General features: G+C 40.5%; 25 protein-coding genes. 2 read left to right on the top strand and 23 right to left on the bottom strand.

The window, feature by feature from the left end; all coding sequences use genetic code 11:
* Positions 1–31: 31 nt before the first annotated feature.
* From AC6I5B_RS07660 to AC6I5B_RS07650, 3 genes are all read right to left on the bottom strand, one after another.
* Complete coding sequence (locus AC6I5B_RS07660; RefSeq protein ID WP_022250904.1) at positions 32–1,342, bottom strand: hemolysin family protein; 1,311 nt, start codon at positions 1,340–1,342, stop codon at positions 32–34.
* Positions 1,343–1,445: 103 nt separating this feature from the next.
* Positions 1,446–2,450, bottom strand: a complete 1,005-nt coding sequence (gene trpS / locus AC6I5B_RS07655; RefSeq protein WP_004613925.1) for a tryptophan--tRNA ligase — start codon at positions 2,448–2,450, stop codon at positions 1,446–1,448.
* Positions 2,451–2,531: 81 nt separating this feature from the next.
* The gene (locus AC6I5B_RS07650; RefSeq protein WP_004613926.1) at positions 2,532–3,155 is read right to left on the bottom strand and encodes a histidine phosphatase family protein; all 624 of its coding nucleotides are present in this window, start codon (positions 3,153–3,155) and stop codon (positions 2,532–2,534) included.
* Positions 3,156–3,251: 96 nt separating this feature from the next.
* On the opposite strand from AC6I5B_RS07650, the gene AC6I5B_RS07645 reads away from it, so the two are divergent.
* A complete protein-coding gene (locus tag AC6I5B_RS07645) occupies positions 3,252–3,731 on the top strand; it encodes an S-ribosylhomocysteine lyase (protein WP_004613927.1) in 480 nt (159 codons plus the stop codon).
* Between the two features lie 25 nt (positions 3,732–3,756).
* On the opposite strand, the gene AC6I5B_RS07640 is transcribed toward AC6I5B_RS07645, so the two are convergent.
* The 4 genes from AC6I5B_RS07640 to AC6I5B_RS07625 are packed head-to-tail and all read right to left on the bottom strand — an operon-like array spanning position 3,757 to position 7,658.
* Positions 3,757–4,287 carry a DUF5662 family protein gene (locus AC6I5B_RS07640; RefSeq protein ID WP_004613928.1) on the bottom strand — a complete coding sequence of 177 codons (531 nt, stop codon included), beginning with the start codon at positions 4,285–4,287 and terminating at the stop codon, positions 3,757–3,759.
* Positions 4,288–4,303: 16 nt separating this feature from the next.
* Entirely contained in the window at positions 4,304–4,966 is a 663-nt protein-coding gene (locus tag AC6I5B_RS07635; protein WP_004613929.1) for a TraX family protein, read from the bottom strand.
* A gap of 3 nt (positions 4,967–4,969) precedes the next feature.
* Positions 4,970–6,637, bottom strand: a complete 1,668-nt coding sequence (locus tag AC6I5B_RS07630; RefSeq protein WP_004613930.1) for an alpha-amylase family glycosyl hydrolase — start codon at positions 6,635–6,637, stop codon at positions 4,970–4,972.
* 28 nt (positions 6,638–6,665) lie between these two features.
* Positions 6,666–7,658, bottom strand: a complete 993-nt coding sequence (locus AC6I5B_RS07625; RefSeq protein ID WP_004613931.1) for a sugar ABC transporter substrate-binding protein — start codon at positions 7,656–7,658, stop codon at positions 6,666–6,668.
* A gap of 143 nt (positions 7,659–7,801) precedes the next feature.
* Here AC6I5B_RS07625 and AC6I5B_RS07620 point away from each other — a divergent pair, with 143 nt between their 5' ends.
* On the top strand, positions 7,802–8,137 hold the full coding sequence (locus AC6I5B_RS07620; RefSeq protein ID WP_004613932.1) for a DUF1292 domain-containing protein: 336 nt from the start codon (positions 7,802–7,804) through the stop codon (positions 8,135–8,137).
* A 72-nt stretch (positions 8,138–8,209) separates the two neighbouring features.
* Here AC6I5B_RS07620 and AC6I5B_RS07615 read toward each other — a convergent pair whose 3' ends face one another.
* The 16 genes from AC6I5B_RS07615 to AC6I5B_RS07540 form a co-directional block, all read right to left on the bottom strand.
* Positions 8,210–10,042, bottom strand: coding sequence for an ATP-dependent helicase (locus AC6I5B_RS07615; protein ID WP_004613933.1), 1,833 nt, complete (start codon positions 10,040–10,042; stop codon positions 8,210–8,212).
* Between the two features lie 55 nt (positions 10,043–10,097).
* Complete coding sequence (gene gltX / locus AC6I5B_RS07610; protein WP_004613934.1) at positions 10,098–11,555, bottom strand: glutamate--tRNA ligase; 1,458 nt, start codon at positions 11,553–11,555, stop codon at positions 10,098–10,100.
* A gap of 72 nt (positions 11,556–11,627) precedes the next feature.
* The gene (locus tag AC6I5B_RS07605) at positions 11,628–12,068 is read right to left on the bottom strand and encodes a threonine/serine exporter family protein (protein ID WP_004613935.1); all 441 of its coding nucleotides are present in this window, start codon (positions 12,066–12,068) and stop codon (positions 11,628–11,630) included.
* Complete coding sequence (locus AC6I5B_RS07600; RefSeq protein ID WP_022250900.1) at positions 12,065–12,886, bottom strand: threonine/serine exporter family protein; 822 nt, start codon at positions 12,884–12,886, stop codon at positions 12,065–12,067. The genes AC6I5B_RS07605 and AC6I5B_RS07600 overlap by 4 nt, the downstream gene beginning before the upstream one ends.
* Positions 12,887–12,952: 66 nt before the next feature.
* Positions 12,953–13,645, bottom strand: a complete 693-nt coding sequence (locus AC6I5B_RS07595) for an LrgB family protein (protein ID WP_004613937.1) — start codon at positions 13,643–13,645, stop codon at positions 12,953–12,955.
* The gene (locus tag AC6I5B_RS07590) at positions 13,626–14,009 is read right to left on the bottom strand and encodes a CidA/LrgA family protein (protein ID WP_004613938.1); all 384 of its coding nucleotides are present in this window, start codon (positions 14,007–14,009) and stop codon (positions 13,626–13,628) included. The genes AC6I5B_RS07595 and AC6I5B_RS07590 overlap by 20 nt, the downstream gene beginning before the upstream one ends.
* A 65-nt stretch (positions 14,010–14,074) precedes the next feature.
* Positions 14,075–15,367 carry an aspartate aminotransferase type Ic gene (locus AC6I5B_RS07585; protein ID WP_004613939.1) on the bottom strand — a complete coding sequence of 431 codons (1,293 nt, stop codon included), beginning with the start codon at positions 15,365–15,367 and terminating at the stop codon, positions 14,075–14,077.
* Between the two features lie 129 nt (positions 15,368–15,496).
* Complete coding sequence (locus AC6I5B_RS07580) at positions 15,497–15,967, bottom strand: threonine/serine exporter family protein (RefSeq protein WP_004613940.1); 471 nt, start codon at positions 15,965–15,967, stop codon at positions 15,497–15,499.
* Positions 15,964–16,740, bottom strand: a complete 777-nt coding sequence (locus AC6I5B_RS07575; RefSeq protein ID WP_004613941.1) for a threonine/serine exporter family protein — start codon at positions 16,738–16,740, stop codon at positions 15,964–15,966. Before AC6I5B_RS07575 ends, AC6I5B_RS07580 begins: the two co-directional genes overlap by 4 nt.
* On the bottom strand, positions 16,730–17,494 hold the full coding sequence (locus AC6I5B_RS07570; protein WP_004613942.1) for an amino acid ABC transporter ATP-binding protein: 765 nt from the start codon (positions 17,492–17,494) through the stop codon (positions 16,730–16,732). Before AC6I5B_RS07570 ends, AC6I5B_RS07575 begins: the two co-directional genes overlap by 11 nt.
* 12 nt (positions 17,495–17,506) lie before the next feature.
* Positions 17,507–18,157, bottom strand: a complete 651-nt coding sequence (locus AC6I5B_RS07565) for an amino acid ABC transporter permease (RefSeq protein WP_004613943.1) — start codon at positions 18,155–18,157, stop codon at positions 17,507–17,509.
* A 79-nt stretch (positions 18,158–18,236) separates the two neighbouring features.
* Positions 18,237–19,043 (bottom strand): amino acid ABC transporter substrate-binding protein, encoded by an 807-nt coding sequence (locus AC6I5B_RS07560; RefSeq protein ID WP_004613944.1) that lies wholly within the window; start codon positions 19,041–19,043, stop codon positions 18,237–18,239.
* A gap of 312 nt (positions 19,044–19,355) precedes the next feature.
* Positions 19,356–20,657: an IS4 family transposase gene (locus AC6I5B_RS07555; protein WP_497773723.1), complete on the bottom strand. Its 1,302-nt coding sequence runs from the start codon at positions 20,655–20,657 to the stop codon at positions 19,356–19,358.
* Between the two features lie 153 nt (positions 20,658–20,810).
* A complete protein-coding gene (locus tag AC6I5B_RS07550) occupies positions 20,811–21,587 on the bottom strand; it encodes a hypothetical protein (protein WP_022250898.1) in 777 nt (258 codons plus the stop codon).
* On the bottom strand, positions 21,562–22,857 hold the full coding sequence (locus AC6I5B_RS07545) for a DUF5716 family protein (protein ID WP_004613946.1): 1,296 nt from the start codon (positions 22,855–22,857) through the stop codon (positions 21,562–21,564). Before AC6I5B_RS07545 ends, AC6I5B_RS07550 begins: the two co-directional genes overlap by 26 nt.
* Complete coding sequence (locus AC6I5B_RS07540; protein WP_004613947.1) at positions 22,858–26,148, bottom strand: DUF5717 family protein; 3,291 nt, start codon at positions 26,146–26,148, stop codon at positions 22,858–22,860. It abuts the gene before it with no gap.
* Positions 26,149–26,162 lie beyond the last annotated feature (14 nt).

Here is a 26,162-nt window from a genome sequence, read left to right as displayed (position 1 = left end):
CATCAGCTCCATTATTTATTTGGGATCATCTCTATTCAATTGTCAGCAATACTTTTGAGATGCGGTTATCTTTTAGCTCTCGAATTTCAAAAGAAACATTCTCCACAACAACCTTTTCATGTTTTAAGCTTTCCGGAATATATCCCAAAATTTCAATCAAAAATCCGGAAACGGTATCATAATTCTCTGTCTTCAGATTCAAATCTAGTTTTTCATTCAAATCTTCAATCAGCATTGTTCCATCTACCATATATCTCTTCTCTTCAATCTGCACAATCTCCGGTGTCACACAGTCATGCTCTTCATTAATCTCTCCTACAATCTCTTCAACCAAATCTTCCACAGTGACAATTCCTGAAAATCCTCCATACTCATCAATCAAAACTGCCATATGATTCTGTGTTCTTTGCAATTCCCGAAACAATTCATCAGCATCCTTGCTATCTGGCACAAAAAATGGCTTTTCCAAAAACGGTCGTATATCTTCTTGATCCACAAGCTTTTTCTGCATTGCGATCATAAGATCTTTCATATGTAAAATTCCGATAATATTATCTATACTTTCTTCATAAACAGGAATTCTAGAATGTCTTGACTCTAAAACCGCCTCAATATTGTCTTCAAACGAATCAGCGATATCTATCGTAAACACTTCTCTTCTCGGTGTCATTACATCTCTTGCACTCTTATCATCAAAAGAGAATACCGAATTGATCATCTCATACTCGTGTTCCTCAAAAATCCCACGGCTGTTTCCCATCTCCAGCAAAGCTTTAATCTCTTCTTCTGAGACCGCCTCCTCTAAATCCTCCGTCTTCATACCAATTAAATGTAAAAATGCATTGGTTGATACAGAAAGTAACTTAATAAACGGCGATAATATTTTTGAAACCGTATAAATCGGCTGTACCGTAAAAAAACAGAAAGCCTCCGCTTTTTGCAGTGCGATCCGCTTCGGCACCAGTTCACCAAATACAAGATTAAAATACATTAATAAGATTGTCACTCCAAAAAAAGAAATCGTTCCGGAATACGGAATCTGAAACTGTTCCAGCCAGCGACTTAACACTTGCGATATTCCGGTTGCAGCCGATGCACTTGAGAAAAATCCCGCACATGTGATTGCCACCTGTATCGTCGACAAGAACTTTGTAGAATCCTCAAAAAGAGATTGAATGAGTAACGCCTTTTTATTTCCTTCCTCAGCCAGCACCTTGACTCTGTTCTTATTGACAGAGACAACTGCCATCTCGGCTCCGGCAAAAAAAGCATTCACCAGTGTCAGAAGCACCAGTATGAATAGTTGCATTAAAATCTGTGTCCCGTCAGGGTCTGTTTCCATAGTAAAAATAATCCTCCTTTAATCTATGCCTTTTGACATAATTTTAGGAGGATTATATCATCTTTTGCTTCTACTTACAAGATACTTTATAATTATTTTATATTTAGCGGATACGATCCGGAAATCCCACTTTTCTCTGCACCTTTCTCAAGGTCTTTGTCGCATAATAATTCGCCTTTTCTGCATTGTTCTTGATGATAGAATCAATATATGCCTTATCTTTTTCCAGTCTGGCAACTTCATCCTGCAATGGTTTCAGCACTGAGATAACTGCCTCTCCGACTGCCGTTTTAAAATCTCCATATCCTTTTCCATCGAATTCTTTGACAACATCCTGCGGTGTCACATTCATACATGCACTGTAGATATCAATCAGATTCTTCACTCCGGGTTGCTCTTCACGATATAAAATCTGTGCTTCCGAATCTGTAACTGCACGCTTGCATTTTCTCATAATCGTGTCAGGATCATCCATCAGATAAATACTTCCATTTACATTCTCATCTGATTTTGACATCTTCTTTGCAGGATCCTGAAGACTCATGATCTTCGCTCCCACTTTTCCGATATATGCTTCCGGAATTGTAAATACATCCCCATAGACACCATTAAATCGCTGTGCAATGTCACGTGTCAGTTCTAAATGCTGCATCTGGTCTATTCCTACAGGAACAACGTCTGACTGGAATAACAAAATATCTGCCGCCATCAATACCGGATAAGTAAACAATCCTGCGTTGATATTGTCCGCATGTTTTGCAGACTTGTCTTTGAACTGTGTCATACGATTCAGTTCACCCATATATGTATAGCAATTCAAAATCCATGCCAGCTCCGCATGTCCTGAGACATGAGACTGATAATAAATACAATTTTTTTCCGGATCAAGTCCTGCCGCAATATATAATGTCAATAATGCTCTTGCACGTTTTCTCAATGTGGCCGGATCCTGCCTCACTGTAATCGAGTGCATATCGACCACACTGTAAAAGCACTCATATTCATCACTCAGTGTAATCCAGTTCTTTAATGCCCCAAGATAGTTTCCAAGTGTCAAATTTCCCGTTGCCTGCATCCCACTGAATAATACTTTTTTATCATTGATCATGATTCCATTCCTCCAAGTCTAATCTTCTTTCTAGTGTATCACTTCTACATCTTTCCCGTCAAGATAACGATTTTTCTTTTCCTATTTGTTTTCCGGATACAATACAATTGCCTCTTTTAAGATCTCTGCTTTTCCATCTTTTATCTCTACAATTGAAAGCCCACAATTCTTATGAAGTCCTCCTGCCCAAAACTGATCGATCGTACTGTCCTTGATCACATTTAAGAGTGCGCACAAACAGGCACCATGTGTAGAAACAAGAATCGTGCTATCCTCATATTCTTCTTTTTTGCTCAATTCTTTCAAAAAAGATGCTGCACGTGCACGAAGCTGTTCAAAACTCTCCCCATCTGCTGCCGGTTGATATACCTCGGGCTTTTCGAAGAAATTCATAAAATGCGGATCTGGTATATTATAATTTTCTTCTGCATAACAAAGTCCCTCATAAGACCCAAAACCAATCTCAATAATCCTTTCATCTTCTATCAACTTAACCTCCTGTCCTTCAAGAAGAATCTGAGCCGTCTTTTTCGCCCTCTTAAGCGGACTTGTAAATGCTATATCAAACCTTACCCCCAAAAGTCCGTCCCGTGTCTCCTCTGCCAGCTGTATTCCATATGCATTAAGAGGAATATCCGCTCTTCCCTGCAACCTTTTTTCTTTATTCCATTCTGTCTGTCCATGTCGAATCATATATAACTTCATACCTAAAACCTCCTACATTTATTTTACCACACTTTGGCTTGTTTTTTGAAACGAAAATCAGTATAATGAATGCATAGTTTTTAGGAGGAGAAGAAAATGGAGAAAATCACTAGTTTTACAATAGACCACATCAGATTGGTTCCTGGCGTGTATGTTTCCAGAAAAGATCCGATCGGCAATGAAATCATCACAACCTTCGATCTTCGCATGACAAGCCCGAATGACGAACCAGTTATGAACACCGCAGAGATGCATGCGATTGAACATCTCGCCGCCACATTTTTACGGAATCATCCTGTATTTGGAAATAAGATCATCTACTTTGGACCAATGGGATGTCGCACCGGATTTTATTTGTTATTGGCGGGTGACTACTGCTCAGAAGATATCATCGAGCTTTTGAAAGAATTATTTACATTTATCGCAGAATTCAATGATGAGATTCCTGGTGCTTCTGCAAAAGACTGTGGCAATTATCTGGATATGAATCTTCCAATGGCAAGATACCTTGCAAAAAAATATCTAAACGATGTCCTTTTAGATATCAAAAAAAATCAACTCTATTATCCGGACTAAAAAGAAGTTCCCACGGGAACTTCTTTTATCGTTTTAAAACTTCTTTTTTTATATATGAAAAGGTTGCGTTCTCACCCTTTTCAGCCAACATATATAACAGGGTCTCCAACAGCGCCTTGGAATCTTTATGTAAAATCGTATATGGAAGCCCTCTCTGATAATACGCAAGTGGCTGACCGTCATCATACATCTCCTTCATATAGATCTTAGACGCCGCAATTCGATCAATAAACATCTCAACCACATACTTTTTTGGCATGCACATCCCAATCAGTCCTTTTTGTTCGCCCAGTCCATAGTCAATCCAATACTCATAGTGATGCTTATTGCGTCCCTTATGATGAAGCCATGCAGACGAATATCCAAGCTTTTCACGCTCGGCGTTGTTCGGACTTCTCGTCCCTTGATAGTACTTTGCCCCGACACGAAACTCTGTCCATCCATATTTCGACAAATCATGCATCAATCCCTGTCTGTACAACCCTACTCGGAAACATCCTTTCATAACAAGAATTTTATGATGTGTAATCGTACAAAAATGCTGCCACGCTTTCATTCGCTTCTCCTTTTACCTAACTCAAAATCATTTTTATTAAAAACAAGGCAAGCAGATGCACCGGATAAAATCCGTAAAAAAGCCACTTCATCTTCTTTCCCTGTGTGCCATTGTAAAGATAGATCGGAATCAATGCCAGTACCCCAAACACTTGAACTCCGCCCATCAAGGCAATATTAACAAATAAGACACTGATCGTTTTCCAAAGCATATCATCCCGGAACAGATAAAAACATAATATCATCAGAACTCCTACTCCACCATAATCTGTTCTCAGTAAATCAGCAATTAAAAACGATACCAAAGATACTGTCACCATCTCAAATTTTCCTGATGATTTCATCAAAAAATACATCATTACAAGACCGATAAACAAAGTAAAAAATATATTCTGGTGTCCGAATTCCAAAATCTTTCCACTGACAGTAAGGTCGAATGGAATCTCTGATAATAATGCTAAAATACCAATCCGGCACATATATTTTTTGATATCATGTGTGTAGAAGAAACCTTCCACCAATGTATATGCAAAAATTGGAAACGCCAGTCGCCCAATCACACGAAATAAAATCTGCTCAGGAAACAAAACTGCTCCAATATGATCTGCCAGCATCGACAGCATCGCTATCATCTTTAGTGTAAAAGAATCTATCTTTATCTTTTCTGCTATTCTTTCCATCTTCTACCTTCCTAAAAACATTATGATCGTTCTCTCATTGACAACAGTCTCTTTCTGATTTTCCACAAGCATTTCTTCTTTCAACTCTTCTTCCGTCGAAAAAACGCGATACCATCTCTTTCCTTTCGAAAGTGCAGGAAGTGCAAATTTATGCTCTGTCCAATGCATATTATATGCAATAAAGCAGTCACCTTCACTCTCGCCTTCCCCGTGATAATATACACCAAGCTGTCTGCTCGCCACATTTTGCGGGATCTGCCATGCACTCTCTCCGTGATAGGAGACATCCGGTACCCCACAGCTCATCTCATCTCTTCCAAGCAAAGGCTTTTCGGAGTGCAAAATAGGCAGACGCTTACGCAGCGCGATCAGATTCCTCACATAATCAAATAATTCTTTTTCTTTTTCAAGTTGCTTCCAGTTCAGCCATGCTGTCTCATTATCCTGACAATACACATTATTATTTCCCTTTTGAGAATTTGCGAACTCATCTCCTGCCAGCAGGCATGGTGTCCCCTGCGCCATCAGCAACAGAAAGAATGCGTTCCTCATCTGTTTCTTCCGAAGTTCCAAAACAGCTTTTCTGCGAGTCGCTCCTTCTGCACCACAGTTCCAGCTGTAATTGTAATCCGGACCGTCCTGATTATTTTCACCGTTTGCCTCATTATGTTTTCCATCATATGACACGAGATCTGCCAGAGTGAATCCATTATGGCTCGTAATATAATTACAGCTTCTTTGTTCCTTTGACTGCTGTTTCAGCCACCACATCACTCCTGGCACCATCCCTTCGTCTCCTTTCAGGAAACGTCTCATCGTAATCTGAAAATCTTCTTTGTTTTGCAAGATTTTTGTTCGCTTTAAAAGTGGATCTGCCAAAATTGCTTCCATTGGAGCAAGCACCGGATTTAAAATAAATCCGTCAATATGATATTCCAGCACATAATAACGGAGGCACTCCTCCATCATCTGCGGCATAATGTGTTCCGAAAATGGAAGATTTAAAACCACTTCTATCCCCGCACGATGGCATGCCTTCACCATATCTTTAAGTTCTTTCCCCGTATTTTCTTGAGATGCATAAAGTCTTTTTGGTGCAAAGCAATAGGCATCTCCATATCCCCAGTAATTCGTATATTTTTTATTATCCAAAAAGTCATATACCGGCATACACTGGATCTGATTCACACCCAATTCTTTGAGATACGGAATCTTTTCCATCACACCCGCAAATGTTCCTCTTTTTTTTACTTTCGAACTGCTGTGTTTTGTAAATCCTCGAACATGGAGACTGTAGGCAATCACCTCATGATAGGGAATCTCAAGCGGTGTATCTTCTTCCCAATCATATGCTTCCATGGAAATTCTTCCTCGTTCGCTGCCATCTGCTTGTAATACCAGTTCTTTCACATAAGGGTCTGTCACAACCTTACCTTCTATTTCATAGTTATACTCACAATTCTCAATCGTGCTTTTTTGTAATGCAAGAAATCGAACTTCTCCCACCGCGTCTTTCTCTAAAAACTCGATTCTTTGGCAAGGCAGCTTAGCCCCCTTCTCATATATCAACAAAAAACAGCGTTTTCCTTGCTCTACAGCTACAGAAAAATTCACATACCCATTATTTTCTGTCACTCCAAGCGGCAATGGATGCCCCTTTTTTTCTCTCATGCCTTCAATCTCCTAATCTTCTCTTTTCCTACTGCCAGCCATCTACACCATACATCTCGAGATTATCTTTATTGATCAAAAATGTCTCTTCATATGTAATTCTTGCATATTTCTCTTTGTTCAGAACACTTAACGCCACTTTTGCAGACTCTTTTCCAATCTCAATCGGAGACTGTCCTCCGGTTGCCGCTATGAGAGAGTTCTCCTTTTCCAACTCTTTTTTAATCTCCGGTGAACCATCCACGCCATAGATATAGACGTTCTGTAATTGAGCCGCATTCGCTGCGACAAGTGCGCCAAGCGCTGTCGGATCGTTGCCGCACATAATTGCTGACACATCCGGATGCTCCTTCAAAAGTGTCTCAGCCGCACTCAGCGCCGTATTTAAATCTCCTTTTGTATCACTTCGTCCGACAACCTCAAATCCTTTATCCGCAATTGCCTCCTCAAATCCCGTAATGCGCTCATTGATAGAATTCATTGTTGGACACTCCAATATCAATACTTTTCCGCCTTCCGGAAGTTTTTCAACAAGGTCTTTTCCACATAAATATCCTGCATTCTTATTATCAGATCCAATATATGCATCCACATAGTCAAATTCTTTTACCTGTGTATCCACATTGATAATCTTCACATCTGCCTCTTTCAATTCTTCCAATGCAGGTGTGATTGCCTCCCAGTCAACCGGTGTCAGAAAAATTGCATCGATTCCCTGATCGATCATATCTTCAATCTGCTCAACCTGTACATCCGGATCCTGCTTTGGATCTTCTGTAATCAATGTATGTCCATCCTTTTCAAGCGTCTCACGAATTGACGACTCAAGCGTAATAAAATATGGATTCTCCATCGTAATTCCGCTGAATCCAAATGTATATTTTTCCTGCTCTTCTTCGTCCGTTTCCTCTTTCACCTGTGGATTATCCTCCGGTGTCCCTACATTTTTTTTACATGCCGATATGCCAAATACACAGACCAGCAGCAACGCTGTTAATGCTAATACTCTTTTTTTCTTCATCTGCTTCCTCCATAATCTGTTTTCTTATGAATTCCATCCCTTTATTTTAGCCCTTTTTCTAATAATGTCAATAGTTTTCCCTCTTGCAATTCTTGCCACAGTCTGATAGAGTTAGTATATCAATAAAAAAGGAGATAAAAACTATGAGTGAACATAATCATGATTGTGGCTGCGGACATGACGACTGTAACTGCGGCGAAGAAAACCTTACTGTAACATTGACACTTGATAACGACGAGGTACTGGAATGTGCAGTTCTCACAATTTTCTCAGCTGGTGACAGACAGTATATCGCATTGCTTCCATTAGAGGATGCAGAAGACACAGAGGAAGGTGACGTATTCATCTACCGTTTTGAAGAAGATGAAAACGGCGAACCAACTTTAGACAACATCGAAGATGACGATGAGTACGAGTTGGCTGCCGATGCTTTCGACGAATGGCTGGACGAACAAGACTTTGAAGAATTAGAAGACTAATCTAACAGACCTTAAATTGGCAGTGACGTAATGTTGCTGCCTGTTTTTTATTACATAGGAAATTGAATGACCTTACCCTCTTGTCAACAGCTCCCCCACAAACCGGGATTGTGCCATCGACTTCCCATTACGTTCTTTTGTATAAGAGATAATCAATTTCTTTCGTGCTCTCGTCATAGCCACATAGAACATCCTGCGCTCTTCTTCCACTTCTTCTTTTGTCTCCGCCTTTTTATATGGGGTAATCGTCTCATTCGCCCCGATAATAAATACCAGATCAAACTCCAATCCTTTCGATCCATGCATTGTCATAAACGTGATTGCCTCCGGATCTGTCTCTTTTTGCTGCGACTGTCTCTTTAATTCCTCTGAATATTCTTCAATATGTGTAAACCACTCTTCAATCGTACGAAAGGCTTTTGCCCGCTCTTCAATCTCTCTCAGTACTTCTTTTAAATCTTCCATGTTGATTTTTCGAAATGCCGCATATTCTTTTAAAAATTCATCGTATCCGATATGTTTTCGAATATACTGGATTGCCCCGTACGGCGCCATATTTTTTAATATTCTAAAATCCACCTCAAGCTGATCGATCCGGTCGAGCATCCAGTCTTTGTCACAATAGAATTTTCGCAAACTCTCAAATGAAATCGTGGTTCCTTCCACACTGTCTCGCCCGATATAGCGGTTCGGACGATTCATAATCGCCAAAAATGATTTTCGCGAACGGTCTCCTAACGCCATCTTCAAATACGTAGTCAAATCCTGTGCAATAAAATGTTCATACAGATTCGGCATGCGTTCTTTCATCCGAAACGGCATGTTGTATTCCATAAATGTCTCCGCCAATGCACGTGCCTCCACATTTGTGCGAAACAGAACCGCAATCTCCGAAGACGGGATACCTCTTTTTTTCGCCTCCTGAATCTGACTGACCACATACTTGCTTTCTTCAATCGGATGTCTGACCTCCTGAATGTGGACGGTCTCTCCCTGCTCGTTCGTTGTGATAATCTGCTTTGGATAACGGTTTACATTGTGCCGGATCACCCGTGCCGCCCCATTTACAATCGCTTTTGTAGAGCGATAATTCACATCCAGCAAAATCTCCTTTGTATCAGGGTAATCTTTCTTAAACCCAAGCATGATATCCGGTCTTGCGCCGCGGAATCGATAAATTGACTGATCATCATCTCCAACAATGAATAAGTTGTTTTCCGGCGCCGCCAGCATTCGAATCACATCATACTGTACCTGATTGATGTCTTGAAACTCATCAATTAAAATATACCGGAATTTTCTCTGCCACATGCTCAAAATATCCGGTCTCTTTTTGAACAACTCATAGACAAGCACAAGCATATCATCAAAATCGATTTTCTTTAACCGCTTCCGTTCTTTCTCATACTGCTCGAAAATTTCCCGAAAAACCTCTTCTGAACAGTTCAAAGACTCATATTCCGCCAATGGAATCTGATTATTTTTGATATTTCCAATCTCCCCTGCAATCCCTTGCAAAAAATCTTTCTCATCATCAATATCAATCTCCATTCTGCCAATGACCTGTTTTAACAGCTGGTATTTTTGTTCCTCGGAAAGAATATTTGACGCATTCATCCTATATGCCCATTTTAAAATACCATAATAAATACCATGAAACGTTCCAAATGTGACAGGACCTGCTTTCTGTCCGCACAAACGCACAAAACGCTCTTTCATCTCAATTGATGCCGCTTTTGTAAATGTAATCACAAGAATCTCTTCCGGACTCACGTGATGCTTTCCAATCAGATATTCAATTCGTTTCGTGATTGTGAGTGTTTTCCCGGAACCGGGACCTGCGAGAACCATACATGGACCATCCTTGTGGATGACTGCCTGAACTTGAGACGGATTCAAACTCATACGTTTTCTCCTTTCCAGATAAGTGAAGGACGGGCAGATTCCCGTCCCTCTCCCACTATTTACTTAACAATTCAATTCCCTTGCGAATACGTGCTAAAGACTCTTCTTTTCCCAAAATCTCCATAATCTCCGTTGCACCGCCAGGTGTATTCTGCTTTCCGGATACAGCTGTTCTCACCGGCCACATTGCGTAACCGTTCTTGTATCCTTTTTCTTCTACATAGCCTTTCAGCACAGCATACAGCGCATCATTGCTGTAATCTTCCTGCGCCTCAAAAAGAGGAAGAATCTCTTTTAACACCTCAAGAGAAGTCTCCTCATTCGTCTTCATCTTCTTGTGTGTATACATTGCAGTATCATACTCCGGAAGTTCTTCAAAGAAATCAATATGTTCTTTGATGTCTGGGAAAATCTCGATTCTTGTCTTCACAAGCGCTGCAATTTTTTTCAGGTCATAATCTTTTGTAATCACTTCTTTGATGTATGGCTTTGCCAATTCATAGAATTTTTCAAAGTCCATTGCTTTGAGATATTCGCCGTTCATCCATTTTAATTTTACTGTGTCAAACACTGCAGGCGACTTACTCATGTGATGATAATCAAATGCTTTCACCAATTCTTCCAAAGAGAAAATCTCTCTGTTATCTGTAGGACTCCATCCAAGTAATGCCACGTAATTCACAACTGCTTCTGTCAAAAATCCCTGTTCGATGAGATCCTCATAAGAAGAATGTCCGCATCGCTTGCTCAGTTTTTTGTGTGTCTCATCTGTGATCAACGGACAGTGTACATAAGTCGGCACTTCCCATCCGAACGCTTCATACAGACGATTGTACTTCGGCGCAGATGACAAATATTCATTACCGCGAACTACATGTGTGATTCCCTGTAAATGGTCATCGATTACATTGGCAAAATTATAGGTCGGATATCCATCTGATTTGATCAAAATCATGTCATCCAACTCCGCATTCGGAACTGTGATATCTCCGTAAATCTCATCGTGGAATGTCGTTGTACCTTCTGTCGGCATATTAATACGAATAACATATGGCTTTCCTGCCGCCAGATTTGCCTCAATCTCTTCCTTGCTCAGATGCAGACAGTGCTTGTCATATACTACGATCTCTGCTCCTCCCTCTGTCACTTCAGTTTTCAAAGATTCCAGTCTTTCTTTGTCACAGAAACAGTAATAAGCATCTCCCTGCTCGATCAGCTGTTTTGCATATTTCAGATACAATCCCATCTGTTGTCTCTCGCTTTGCACATATGGACCGACTCCGCCGTCTTTGTCAGGACCTTCATCGTGAATCAGTCCTGTCTTTTCCAAAGTGCGGTATATAATCTCAAGTGCACCCTCGACAAAACGTTCCTGATCTGTATCCTCGATACGAAGAAGAAAATCGCCGTCTTCATGTTTTGCGATCAAATATGCATATAACGCTGTACGCAGATTTCCGACGTGCATTCTTCCAGTTGGACTTGGTGCAAATCTTGTTCTTACTTTACTCATATTCTAACACTCCTATTCTCTTTTGCTTTCGCTAAATTTTATTATATAACAAGTTGCAGTGTATTTACAACTCTATTTTCTCTTATTCTTCCAGTAACTTACTTGAAACCATTGTTTTGGAATTGATACCACAAATACAATTCCAAGCACGATGGCAAACGCCATCTTCAATGACTCGATTCCTTTCTGAGATGCAAGCCTCAGACTGTCTGTAACAAAATAATACGCCGTATAATAGACACCGGCTCCCGGCACAAGCGGGAATATCCCGGATACTAAAAATACCGTGATCGGACATTTCTTCCACACAGCGAAAATCCGCGACAGCAGCACAACAACAATCGTGCCCGCAAAGCATGCCATCGGCGCAGACCCAAGCGGTGCGAGCGCACAGTAACAAAGCCACCCAGCCATACCGGTCAGTCCGCAGCAAAAATAAAACCGCTTATGTACGTTGAACAGAATGGAAAATGCGACCGTTCCCCAAAACGAACACAACATATTTGCAATCATAATGCCATACCTCCTAAAATACTATTATAGGCCGACAACACTGTTCCTACACCGATTGCAATATATACGAACACAAGCAGCGCATCGATCATTCTGACCGTTCCGGAAATAAAATCACTGTTGGCAATATCTCTAATCGCATTGGTAAACGCAACTCCGGGTACCAAAGGCAGAATCGAGCCAATGATCACCTTATCAAGACTCACCGCAAAAGGAAAATTAATATTCGAGGCAATCAGTGCCAGTATCGTAATAAATCCTCCGCCCACGATATTAATGATAATCTTTGACATCGTGTGTTTCTGTGCAAAAATCACCAGCACATACAAAAGCGTCCCTATGACAAATGCAATTAAGCTCTCCCATATATTCGCTTTCAGCAGATAGCAAAAAGAACCGCTTCCAAGCCCAGCCGCCAAAACGAGGTACAAGCTTTTTTTTGGAGGGAGTTTCTCAATCTCTTCCAGACGCCGGAAAGCTTCATCAATCCCAACTCTTCCCGCTGAGATCTCTCTCGACAAATCGTTGACTTCCGTGACAATCCCAAGGTGTATCCCTGCCATTGGCACATGCTTCACCTTGGCAAAGTTCTCTTTTCCTTTGCTGTATGCTGTCAAAAAAATTCCATTACTCAGTACAAAGGAATCCACTGCTTCCACACCAAATCTTTTGCAAATATGTTCTATTGTCTCTTCTACACGGAAAATCTCTGCTCCGTTTCTCAACAAAATACGCCCTGCTTCTAACGCAAGTTCCAATACTCTGTGCATCTCAGGATATTCTTCCTGATCTACCTGTGTTACTTCCACTTCAGACATCTTCTCTGCCTCCCCTTTGTATCGTAATGCTATGATACTATTCCCTCTGTCCACTTGTCAATCATACTACATAAAATTTGCAAATACCGATGCGCCGACCACCGTGATCAGACCTGCAACTGCAATAGAAAGACTGCTCATCGCTCCTTGTACTTCACCAAGCTCCAAAGCTTTTGTTGTTCCTATCGCATGCGCCGACGTACCAAGCGCCAAGCCTACTGCGACAGGTTCCTGTATCCGAAATATTTTACAAATCTGCTCTCCTATCACATTTCCAAGTACTCCGGTCACGATGATCACTGCTACAGTAATGGTTGTAAACCCTCCGAGTTCCTCCGAAACTCCAATTCCGATTGCTGTTGTGATTGATTTTGGGAGTAATGTAACATATTCCTTATGGCTAAGTCCAAACAGATATGCCATTCCAAATACACTCCCAAGGCTTGAGAACACTCCTGCCACAATTCCTAAAACCACTGCTGTCAAATTCTTTTTCAACAACTCAATCTGCTGATAGAGCGGAATTGCAAGACAGACCGTTGCAGGTGTCAGCAGATAACTCAAATACTTTGCCGTCTCATCATAGACTTCATAATCTATTCCAAACACCTGCAATACAATAATCACAAAAATAATAGCAAGTAAAAGCGGATTTAAAAATCCCCACTTAAATTTTCTTTTTAAAAACAATCCAATCCCATACCCTGCAATACTGACTGTCACCCCAAAATAAAGCGAACTATTTAATAACTCTTTCATCTTTCATTTCTCCTGTCTTTTGTTTTCGTCGAATCAATGTCTGTGTCACCTTTCCGGTACATACCATCACAATCACCGTCGACAGGCAGGTGATCACGACAACCGGAATCAAAATCTCTTTCAGATCCCCCCAAACAACAATCAAACCAACCGCCGCCGGAATAAACATTGGCGGCATAATATCAATCAAAAAATCAGCGGCAATTTTCACCTGACTTAGTTTCACAACTTTTGTTCCAAGACAAATAAGCATCACTATAAGTCCATAAATACTTGCGGGAATAGGCAGTGGGAGCAGAGCATACAATAGTTCCCCCACAAAAGTAACCGCTAAAATCACACCAAACTGATACAACAATTTCATTTTTCTTTTCCTCCCGTTTTACGGCATAGAAAAGCGTGACCCAAAATCCGGTCACGCTTGTGTTACTATGCTGATTTCTCTTCTAATAATTTATCAATACTTACTAATTTTACACTAAGTACAAAAATATCTGCTGCAACTGCAAGTTCTTCCGGTGTCGGATACGATGGTGCAATACGGATGTTGCTGTCTTTTGGGTCTTTTCCATATGGGAATGTTGCCCCCGCTCCGGTCATTACAAGACCTGCCTCTTTTGCTTTCGCCACGATTGCTTTCGCACAGCCCTCCATCGCATCAAACGAGATGAAATAGCCACCTCTTGGGCGAATCCAGCTTCCGATTTCCAAACCACCCAATTCTTTTTCTAACACATTCAAAACTGTCTCAAATTTTGGTCTTAAAATATCTGCATGCTTCTTCATATGCTGAACCATTCCATGAATATCTTTATAATAGCGCGCATGACGAAGCTGATTCAGTTTATCGTGTCCGATTGTCTGTATCTGCATCTGTTCTCTAATAGCAACCAGATTCTCTGTTGATGCCGCAATAGCTGCAACTCCGGAACCCGGAAAACTTACTTTTGAAGTAGAACAGAATTTGTATACCATATCCGGATTTCCCTCTTTTTTACACTCCATGAAAATCTCCACCAGGGAATCTTGCTTATCTTCATATAAATGGTGGATTCCATAAGCATTATCCCAATAAATACGGAAGTCTTCTGCAGCCGGCTTTAATCTTGCAAACCTTCTCACCGTTTCGTCAGAGTATGTAATTCCCTGTGGGTTGGAATATTTCGGTACACACCAAATTCCCTTCACTGCCGGATCTGTGTTTACCAGCTGTTCTACCATATCCATATCCGGTCCGTCATCATGCATTGGGATATTGATCATCTCAATTCCGAAATGTTCTGTGATTGCAAAATGTCTGTCATATCCCGGTACCGGACATAAAAATTTCACCTTGTCAAGTTTGCACCAAGGAGTGCTGCCCATAACACCATGTGTCATAGAACGTGCCACAGTATCGTACATAATATTCAGACTTGAATTACCAAAAATAACAACATTGTCAATCGGTACTTCCATCATGTCTGCAAGAAGCTGTTTTGCTTCACGGATTCCATCAAGCACACCATAATTTCTGCAATCCACACCTTCTTCGCATTTCAAATCAGAATCGCTTCTCAAAACATCCATCATCCCCATCGCTAAATCAAGCTGCGCTGCGGATGGTTTCCCTCTGGACATATCTAATTTCAGTCCTTTTGATTTCACATCCTCAAAACGTGTCTCCAATTCATTTTTGATTTCTAATAATTCATCTCTGCTTAAGTCTTTGTACGCCGCCATCTGCAAAACCTCCTGTTATTTTCATCACTATCTGCTATTCTATACGATTTTTGATTTTTCTTCAATGCTTTCTTGCATTTTTTTGTGTTTTTCCTATTTTTTAGTAGTTTTTAATTGTATTTATGAATTTCACTTTTTCTTTTCATTCATTTTTATACTATATTTCAAAGAATTTTGTTTCCATCCTTTCTGAAAAAGACGAAACAACGTGTCCATAATAAAGATTGCAATCGCAATCACTCCGGCAAGTTCCAGCGTATTTGTCAGATAATAGCTGGACATCGCACGATCTCCCTGAATAATGTAATATACAATCCGATACATGCCTGCTCCCGGCACCGTCGGAAGAATACCTGCAATCAAAAACACCGTAACCGGTGCTTTAAAAATTCTTGCAAAGGTGTGGGAGATTAAGGTAATCGTCATCGCCGATATAAAGGTGGCAAGAACTGTATCCGCTCCCGCATGTTCGCTCAAAAGATACGCCAGCCAGCCAACTGCACCTACGATTCCCGCACAGCCAAGATATTTTTTTGGTGTCTCCTGCAGAACTGCAAATGTAAAAATTGCAATAAATGCCCCTAATACTCGTACAATCATAAGAAACTCCTTCCCGCAACTGCTCCAAATAACGCCATACCGATTCCCACTCCAAGGGCTATCGATGCCGCTTTTAAAAAGGCCTCCAAAACACGAGCCCCTCCTGAAAGATAATCCCCCTGCAAGGTATCACGGATCGCATTCGTAATCGCCACCCCCGGAACAAGAGGCATAATTGCACTGATGATTACAGTGTCCATGTTGATCTCTTTCATTCCATATGTTTTCATTGCAATTGCAAGTATCGCAATTCCTATCGAAGACAAAATATCGATGATAATCACATTCATCTTCACTTTCTCTCCAAGCGTGATGATCGCGGCCAAAAGAACTCCCACCACAGCAGTAGCCGCGACATCTAGAAAACTTCCCCCAAACATCATTGCAAATCCTGCTGCGACTCCTACCAGTGCGGCATTGCAAAGTGTCCGATTATACTGCATCCCGCCTATCTTTCTCAGAGCCTGGTAGGTCTCCTCCAATGTAAGTTCCCCGCCACAATATCTTCGTGAAATATCATTGACCTGAATGACATGATTCAGATTAGTCGTTCTGTTATTGACCGCCTTTATAACCGTCATGGGCTGTTCCATATCCGGACTGTTAATCGTTGCCATGATTCCTGTCATCAGTGCCAACGCCTCAATCGACTCCGCCTTTGAGGTCTTCAAAATATGATACATCGTATCTTCCACGCGATAAGTCTCCGCACCGCTGCACAGCATAATCTCTCCCGCCAGCACAGCCGTATCCAATAGTAATTTATGATTCATTTGATAACTTTCCTAAAAATTCCTTCATCCTCGTATTTTGCGAGCCAAACACCTCATCCGGTGTCCCTTGCTCCACAATATATCCATTATCCATAAAAATGATCTTGTCTGCAACATTTTTTGCAAAATTCATCTCATGAGTTACAATAACCATTGTCATATGTTCTGCCGCAAGGTTGCGAATAACCTTTAAAATCTCTCCTGTCAGCTCCGGATCAAGCGCAGAAGTCGGTTCATCAAAAAACAGAATCTCCGGATTCATAGCCAACGCTCTCGCAATGGATACTCTCTGCTGTTGCCCGCCGGATAACTGATATGGATAGGCGTCTCCTCGTCCTTCCAGCCCCATCTTCAAAAGCAGTTCATTTGCCTTGGCAAACACTTCTTCCTTTTTTCTTTTCTGTACCTTAATCGGTGCATCTGTAATATTTTTCATCACCGAATAGTGCGGGAACAGATTAAAGTTTTGAAACACCAGCCCAAAATAACTTTTGATTTTTTTCAGCTGATCGGCTTTTGCATAGACTGATTTTCCATCATTTCCTATAGAAACTGCTTTTTCCCCCATATAACTCATCTCGCCACTGTCCATCGTCTCAAGCATTGTCGCACACCGGAGAAGCGTGGATTTCCCCGAACCGGAAGGTCCTATGATTGCGACGACTTCTCCTTTTTTTACTGTCAAAGAGATATCTTTTAACACTTCCAAATCTCCAAAGCTTTTTCTGATATGATTCATCTCCAATAAATTCATCTGCTCTTCCCCCTAACGATAATAGTCCATCTTCTTTTCAATGCGCTCCATCACAAATGCCACGATAAAGTTAAACACATAGTAAAATACTGCCGCTATAATCAGCGGGGACACACTTGCCTGAGACGCCGAGATTGCCTTTGCCACCGTGAACATCTCCTGCACACTCAATACATAAGCAATGGATGTATCTTTCACTAACGTGATCACCTCATTCGTAATCGATGGCAAAATCCGTTTCATCACCTGTGGAAAAATAATTTTCACAAATGTCTGTACTTTTGTATATCCAAGAATCTCAGCCGCTTCATACTGCCCAATCGGCATAGATTCAATTCCGCCACGATAAATTTCCGCAAAATAAGCGGCATAATTTAACACAAATCCAAGGATTACTGCGGTGTTCATCCACTCCGGTGTCATCTGCATCTTCAGTACATAATATCTTCCAAAATAAATAAACATCAGTTGTAAGATCAACGGTGTCCCTCTCATGATCGATATGTACACTTTCACAATCGTGCGAATCACCACGTTTTTTGACATTCGTCCAAAGGACACAACAATTCCAAGCGGCAGCGAAAGAATCAGTGTGAATGCAAAGATCCAAAACGACTTTATCATCCCCTGCGCCATCATGCTGAGCATCATTCCTATACTCATAATCTAAAACCTCTCTTTTCTCGTATTCTATCTGCTAAAGAAGAGGACCATCATGTTTGACAGCCCTCTATCTTTTTTATTATTTTCCGATTGTCGTGATATCTTCCTGAAACCATTTTTCGGAAATCTTCTTTATTGTACCATCTTCTGCCATCTCTTCTAATGTCTTTTGTACTTTGTCTCGCAGTTCATCATTGCCCTTCAAAAATCCGACTGCATATTCCTCTGATGCCAATGCATCGTCCAAAAGTACAAAGTCTGCTTTTCTCTGTTCAATCTGGTATTTTGCGACGACAATATCCATCGCGATCGCATCAACTGCCCCTGATTCCAGATCCATAAACGCAGTGTTATAGTCTGCGACAATCTTCAGTTCCTTAAAACTCTTCTGAAGCTTTTCCTGTTGTTCCAGTGCTTTTTGAGCCGAAGAATCTGTCTGTACATCGACAACCTTCCCCGCAAGATCTGCCTGTGTTTTAATTCCGGAATCTTTCTTTACAACAAACACCTGCTCATTATTGAGATACGGCTCACTCCATGTATACTTATCTTCACGTCCGGTCATTGTAAATCCATTCCAAATACAGTCAATTCCTCCTGAGCTCAATTCCATATCTTTTGCATCCCAGGAAATCGGCTTCGGAACAAATTTCATATCGAGCCTGTCTGCAACTTCCTTTGCCAGATCCAAATCGAATCCGGTGTATTCTCCGTCATCTCCAACGAATCCCATCGGCGGAAAATCCTGATCAAACCCAACCGTAAATGTCTTCTGCGTACCACTCCCACTCTCTCTTTGCTTCTGATCGTCCTTTGCTCCACATCCTGCAAATACTGTTGTCACAGAAAGCGCAAGAGCCATTATCAGTGCTATTTTCTTTTTCATAATTTATATCCTCCCATTCACTTTATCATATTATTACTCTACCACACTAAATTACTTTGTAATGATAGCACAGAAAACAATACGTGTCAACGAGAAATTCCTGCACACAAAAAAAGACGGAAGTTAAATCTCTCAATGTCATTAAGTTAAAATGATGTAAATGGCAATCCAAAACAAAAATATACAAATCAGAGTATATCTAATTCGGATATGCTCTGATTTTGTATTACAAGAAAAATTTCGTTTGATTTTTTGATAGCACAATAGCTCCTTCGGAATCGGAGGAGTAAAAAAGATTGAATTATTTCTGATTTATGCTAATCTATAATTGAATGAAACCACACATGTACTGACAGAAACTCGCTGTCGTTTTCGGTTGGGTCTTATTGGGAGTAAGAATCGTTGAATTGTGGCTTCAATATCATAAGGAGGCTCCTTTCCTTTGTACCTGAAAAAGTTCAAACAGATTTTGGCAGCCTGCGTGAAATTGATCTGTAGTTTATACTTCAGATCTTTTTCTTTTGGTTTTACATGTTGAGCAATCAACATGCTAAAGTTGTACATAACTAATCTTGCGTATATTTCCTGTAAAATAGAATTCTCCTGTTTAGAATGAAATGCTGACAATCCAAGAATATATTTCAATTCTCTGAAGCCAGTTTCTATTCCCCATCTTTGATGATAGATTTCTTTCAAATCTTCCATTGAAAATATTTCTTCTGGAAGGCTCGTTGCAATAACTTCATATGTATTGTCATCTAAAAGGAACCTGACAAACCGTATTGTTATCTCATAATCAGGACTTTTGCTATTTTCAATATAATCAAACCGGGACTTCTTTGAAAGATACTTATATTTTTCTGTGTTAATCGCAGCTGGACCAGAGAAATGTCTGGTTAATACCACCCGTTTTGTAATATCATATTCCTCTGTTTTAGGAAGATTTAACCCAGAAACCATACAGGAATTATCAGAATCTCTGACTCTTACAACATAATCAAAAAGTCTCTCTTCAATATGAGCGAAAAGATTATAGTTCTCATAACCACGGTCTGCCATGATTATAACAGGATGTTTTTCACTGATTCGATCCACAAGTTCACATGCTGCACCTGTTTCGTTTTCATGCAATCCCTTTTGAACAATGACATCCAAAAAGCTTTTACTACAAACATCAAAAAGTGCATTCAAATGGAGGGTCGAAAAATGATTATCCCCCATAACATTATCTTCTTGAGAGTTGTAAGGTAGTGAAAAATCACTTCCATCAATTGCAAGTAAACGATAATTTTTATAAAGGACAGGTTTTTTAAATGTACATTCATTAAAGCGATAAAACAAATGTTCTAAGGCAGTGTAACTGAGTTTTTTTCTTTGTTGGACAAATGCTGACACAGTTGGAAACCCTTTCCTATATTCAAAAAATTCTCCTATCTCATGTCCAAGACTGTTGCTTCCAAAAGAAAGAATAAATTGAATCAACGTAGAAAAGTTAAATTTACTTTTACGACAAAAAGCCGGTTTTCCTGAAAGATTAAAGATGTCAGAAGAAAGCGCCATTTCATCAATAATCTTTAGTAAACAATTTTTAAGTTCATTAGCGAGTGTATTCACGACGTCACCTCCTATAAACAAGGGGCTTCGCCGCAATTTTTTGGTATTTGTCAACCATTTTTTTTAAATCACAAAAAAAGAGCAGGGTACATTTTTCTATATACCTTGCTCTATAAGAGAATACATTTTTAATATCTTAACTTAATGACATTGTTAAATCTCTCCCGTCCCAAGTCTTCTGTATTGTTCTTTCCATTCCCCCAGCATCTCTTCGCTCAATATCGGTCTTGACTGTTTTTTCAGCTCTTCTATCTCATTGCGCAGTTCCTGATCGACCAATTGATAGATTTCATTTTTTTCAAGCAGCTTTGCATACTTCTCACTGCTCATAGATTTTTTACAGCAATAAAGATATGCCCTGCGCATTGATTCTTCCTCACAAATCTGAAATGCTGCCTCATACATCTTAGCGGCCTCTTCATATAAAAATATTTTTCCATACGCAGCTCCCAGGCAGCCATATACTCTTCCGTAAAATTTTCCATCCACACTGTCATCATGAGCGCCGTGTATGATGGACTGATAGATCAGGATTGCCGGTTTCACTGCGCCGCTCTCTAAAAGATTATCTGCTTTATATTTCTTTCTCTCAATCTCTTTTTGGTTCTTCAACTGTTCTAACACATTTTGAATCCGTCGAAGTTCTGTAGTTGTATAAATGGAAGCATAAGCGAGAATTGTCACGACAAACTGCTCCACAGACCCATGCTGTTTTAAGGATTGTCTTAAATTCTGGGCAAGTTCCGTCAATGACAGTTCTTCTTCCAGCCAGTCGCAAAGCTGTTCATTCATAATCGTATAATCGATGAGATACAAATTATTACACAGATAATAACACAATTCTTCGATTGTATAAATTTTCCGATGTATCCTTGTAATCTCATATGGTTGCTTCGCTTTCTTTTTATAACAAAGAATTAAACTGCCCATCATTTCCTCCTAAATGTATCTCTTTTTCTTCATAAAAATCTGTCGCCGGGAAAAATTCTCCAAATCCGATGTCCTGGAAACTGATCTTACATGTCTTTTCATTCAGGAACACCGTCTTGACCTGAAGCCTCAATGCATAATCTTTTCTCTTTGGCAGCCCTGCCATTGATATCGTCTCCACACGCATCTGATTCCCCGTAAGTGATTCGATATGCATCTCAATATCGTCCGCATCTTCCAAAAGCACTTCAAACTGTATATCAGCCTCATACCATCTCGTCCCCCACGGAACGATCGGATACCATTCATCCTGTCCGTTGATACGCATCTTCAAACAGATCTGCTCCGTCATCTTTGTATCATCCAGATATATCGGACCTTCTTTATAATCCAAACTCTTTCTGTATGCGGTATAACATGCTCCCTTGCTATAAAGATTGTTTCCTAAAAACGCCCTTCTTCCATTGCACAGTACTTTCAAAGAGAGCGGATACCAATTGTTTTCAAATCCCTCTCCGGTCAAGAACACAGAAGAAACAAGCTTTTTATCAAACACTCCCTGCACAAACTGTTTAAATCGATTGTCTGCTGCCTTTGCCCGATCTACATTCAGAACCGGATACACCGCTGCCAGCTCTTTCATCTGTGCGCTTGCCACTTCATCCACCGTCACAAACGTATCTGCTCCTTTTCCAATCCCCATGCGGAGCTTTCGAAGCATATACGCTCTCACCTCATGGCGGTCACAGTGAAACAAAGCAGCCTCATAATGCCATAATTCCTTTGGCTGATAGAGCATATAATTACAAAAGCTTTCTTTATAGTCCTGCACATAAATACAGTCTTTTGCCACGCCGATGCGCTGTCCGATTCCTTTTAAGATCTTTCCGATATCCACGCTCATACGCGGAACCGTAAACACAATCTGCTCAATGTGTTCAAACTTGTCCAACGACAGCTCTATGAATTTTGCCAAAAGCCAGACTGCCTCATAAGTTTCCTCATCCAGCAAAACTTTTTCTTTTGCAAGCGACCTCACAAGCAGATTGGACACTGTATGTCCTTCTTTTAACACGTCGGGACGCTTGGCATCATTTCCAAAGAGCCACACATCTCCCTTCCGCCCAAGCACAAGTGGAATCTGGTAGTTATCTGCCACAAGCTCCATCGTCTGCGGTTCCTGCTGTGCTTCACTGTAAAAACTGATCTGGCAGTTCTTTTCATTTAAATCATACCCTAAAATATTTCCTGTCACGCTGTCATCCCCCATTTAATATGCCTGAAATATCTGCCCGGCAATCTCTTCTTCCTGCTGATATGCTTCCATTGCCCTTTTCTTTTCTTCCTCGTTCAAATCAAGTATAGCATTCAACTGTCCGAACTTCCCAACCGGACAAACGTCTCTTTCCAGCTTTACATTCATTTTTTCACTTACGATTTTTCTGTCTTTTCGTGTCTCTTTGAAATAGTATCTCAATGTCTCATCTTTATATAAAATGAATTCTTTTGCAAAGACAGTGTCATACATCGGAAGAAGTGATTCACTCTGATAGTCCAGTTTCTCCATCTCTCCTCGATTGATCTGATATGCAATCTTTACCTTGCTGTTCGGTGCTGCATGATATTCTACAATCACCTTATCATACAACTGCACCTCCCGAAGCCAGCTTTCCGGATACGACAGATAAAACGAAAATACCAGTCGCTTTTCGCACATCTCTCTCAAAAATTCTCGGAGTATCTCCTCATATTCCATATGATCAGGAAGTCTGTCGGCATAAAATTTCAGCACTGCCACTTTACAAATATCCGCAAGATATTCTTTTTCCTGATATTCCTTCATAATAATTGCAAGTACATTTTGTCCTGTCACTCGATCATGCACCACAAATTCTTTTGCCACATAGGCAAGATATGCCTGTTTTAAGCGGAAATACGGATTTCCTTCGTAATAATCCTGAAAAATCGCTTCCTCCGAAAACAACATCTCCGAAAACAGCATCTGAGAAATAATTCGTTCGGAAAGCGCATGTGTCTCCACCTCATATTCTTTCGCCCGTTTCCAGACTAATTTCATGTCGCGCGTTGCCCCGCAATAAAAAGTTGCAAGGTAGGTCAAAAGCGCTTTGTCATAATATCCTCGTTTCATCACCTCAAAGGTAAGATACAGAAGGAAATCATCTTCCGTCTGCCCCTCTTCACGAATTTTCTTCGTACACATCAGGAATACTTCCTGCTCGTCAAACGCCTCAATCCCATATGTCCTCAAATTTTCAAAAGTAACTGGTATGGATCTCTTTTCCTGCTCTTTCTGTGTTCTGTCCGTCATGCGTTTCTTACACATCTCCAGAAAACGGATCTCATAGAACATACGTCTCGCATCATACGGAATCGACTCTGTATAGTGTCGTCCATTCTTTGCTTCCCACACAATCCGTGCGTTCTCATCATAAAGATAAATCTTAGCTCCTTTTTTGGAATACGCAACTCGCTGTCTAATCGAACCATCCTCTTCAATGACAAGTACATATTTGACTCCGGATTTTTTTACTCTCACCCAGTATGCATGGCAAATATCATATAATGCATCTAATCGCTCCGGTGTCATCTTCTCTTCCACCAAAAAGCGATTGTAGATAATTCTCAACTCCTCGCTGATCTGTCTTTTTATAAGCTGATCCCACGCAAATGTCTCCATCTCCTCTTGATAGTGCCTGTAAATCTCACTCTGCTCATCCTCATAGGTTAAAATATTTGCATACAAAATCGCTGCTTTTTGCTCATCCAAAGTATTTCCGTGCATAAAATACAGATATACAATTCTCGGCAGTGCCTTTCGCAGCCTTCTTCCATCAATCGACATCATATAATACTCATAAAGCTGTGCGATCTTCAGTTCCTGTTTCACCGCTTTTTCATACCATTTAAAGCAGGAAATTCCCGTCTGGTTTCCTTTGATCAGCTGCATGCAGATTGCATTCAGCACCTTCTGATCTGCATAAGTTTTATAAAGCCGCTCCAAAATATAGTACAGACGTTTATCATAATCTTTCTGATGGCTAATCAGTTCCGCCGCATACTCTGCAAGCTCTCGTGTGATCAGCTTATACTTGATTGCAAAATTCAGCACCTGTATCTCAAAATCTCCCAGTTTTCTGAGGAGAATCACTTGGTTTTTCAGGCAGAGATATGCCTCTGCATAAAACAGGACATGGTTCGTTCCATTATAGAACTGTCTTTCCAGCATCCGGAACCGTTCACTGTCACTTTTGTATTTCGGATCTAAATTCACCAGCATACAGAGAAGCTGCCAGGAATACGGATATTTAATGTAGAGTCGGTTCAATTCTTCCAGCACTCGGTTCGTATGACTTGTATCCTCTCTGAGCAATGCAGTCAAGAAAAGGTAGTAAGCACTGATCTCCGGTTTCTTTCCAATTGCAAATCGATTGTAATTGAAATTCTCCAAAATCCATCTTGCTTCTTCTTTTTTCTCTCCATATAAATAAATATGAGCCTGTATCAACAGGTAGTATTCGTTCTCAGGTTCCAAATCCCGAAGCTGCTTTGCTTTCTCAATCTCCTTTTCCACCCACTCATTTCGGTCAAGTTTTCCTGAAATGTACGCAAGATATTCTTTTAATCCCTGTGCCTCCAGTAATTCTTTTTCTCTTCCCGCACCACTGTTCGAAATATGCTGGTATACCAAAACATCCACATGCAAAACTTCATATGGTGTCTCTATAAAAATACGTCCATAATTCTTTCCTGCATGTAGTTTTTTCTCTTTTATACTGTATTCAAGCCGGTAACTGTCCCCCACAAAGTCATCCGTTGTAATCTCCTCATCTCGAATCTGAATAAATGCTCCATCTGCCCAAATTCGGATTGGAACAAAGCCCCACGTGTTTTTCGTGATCTCAATCCAGTCTTTCTTTTCTTCCAAAACATCATGTAACTGGCGTTCTTCATCGGAAAGTGTAAGGAAGATCTTTTCTTTCTGCTTGATCCCGACAAGAAATTCTTCTAATGCCTCCTCATCGAGCGCCCATTTGCGCATATTGTCATAAAGATTCTTAATTCTCAATTCTTCATACTTTAATACGTCATAAAATTGTCTCGTACGGAACAGCCTTCTTGCCTCTGAAAAGTCTTTCATCGCAAGCCGCTTAAAGTCTTCCACATTCTGTATCTTTCCATAGGAAGTCATAATAAACGGCTTCTCAATCATCGCCGTGAACGTAAGATCATATTCTCCGCCGTTACACATCACAGTAAATTTCCCATGTTCTGTCTGCCCCGGCTTTAATCCGGCAGAATCGTATGTAAAATTCACTTTCACCGGATTCCCCTCAAATCCTTGTTCACTGCACTGAATACGAAAAGAAGACGGATAGACAATCCCTCGGATATCCCCCTCTTTTTGATTCTGTATCATAAAACTTCCGCTGTAAACTTCCCCTTCTCCAATCATCATGCGGATATGAGTCTCCGGGAAGACGATCTCCGGACACTCGGTTCGAAAATCTCCTTTCGAAAATTTCTTTATCTTGTTCTTCATCTAGTCACCTGCTT

It is taken from the genome of Faecalimonas nexilis (genome assembly GCF_059731825.1).
The sequence above is the reverse complement of the archived record's forward strand: the minus strand, read 5'-3'. Positions and strand labels throughout refer to the sequence as shown.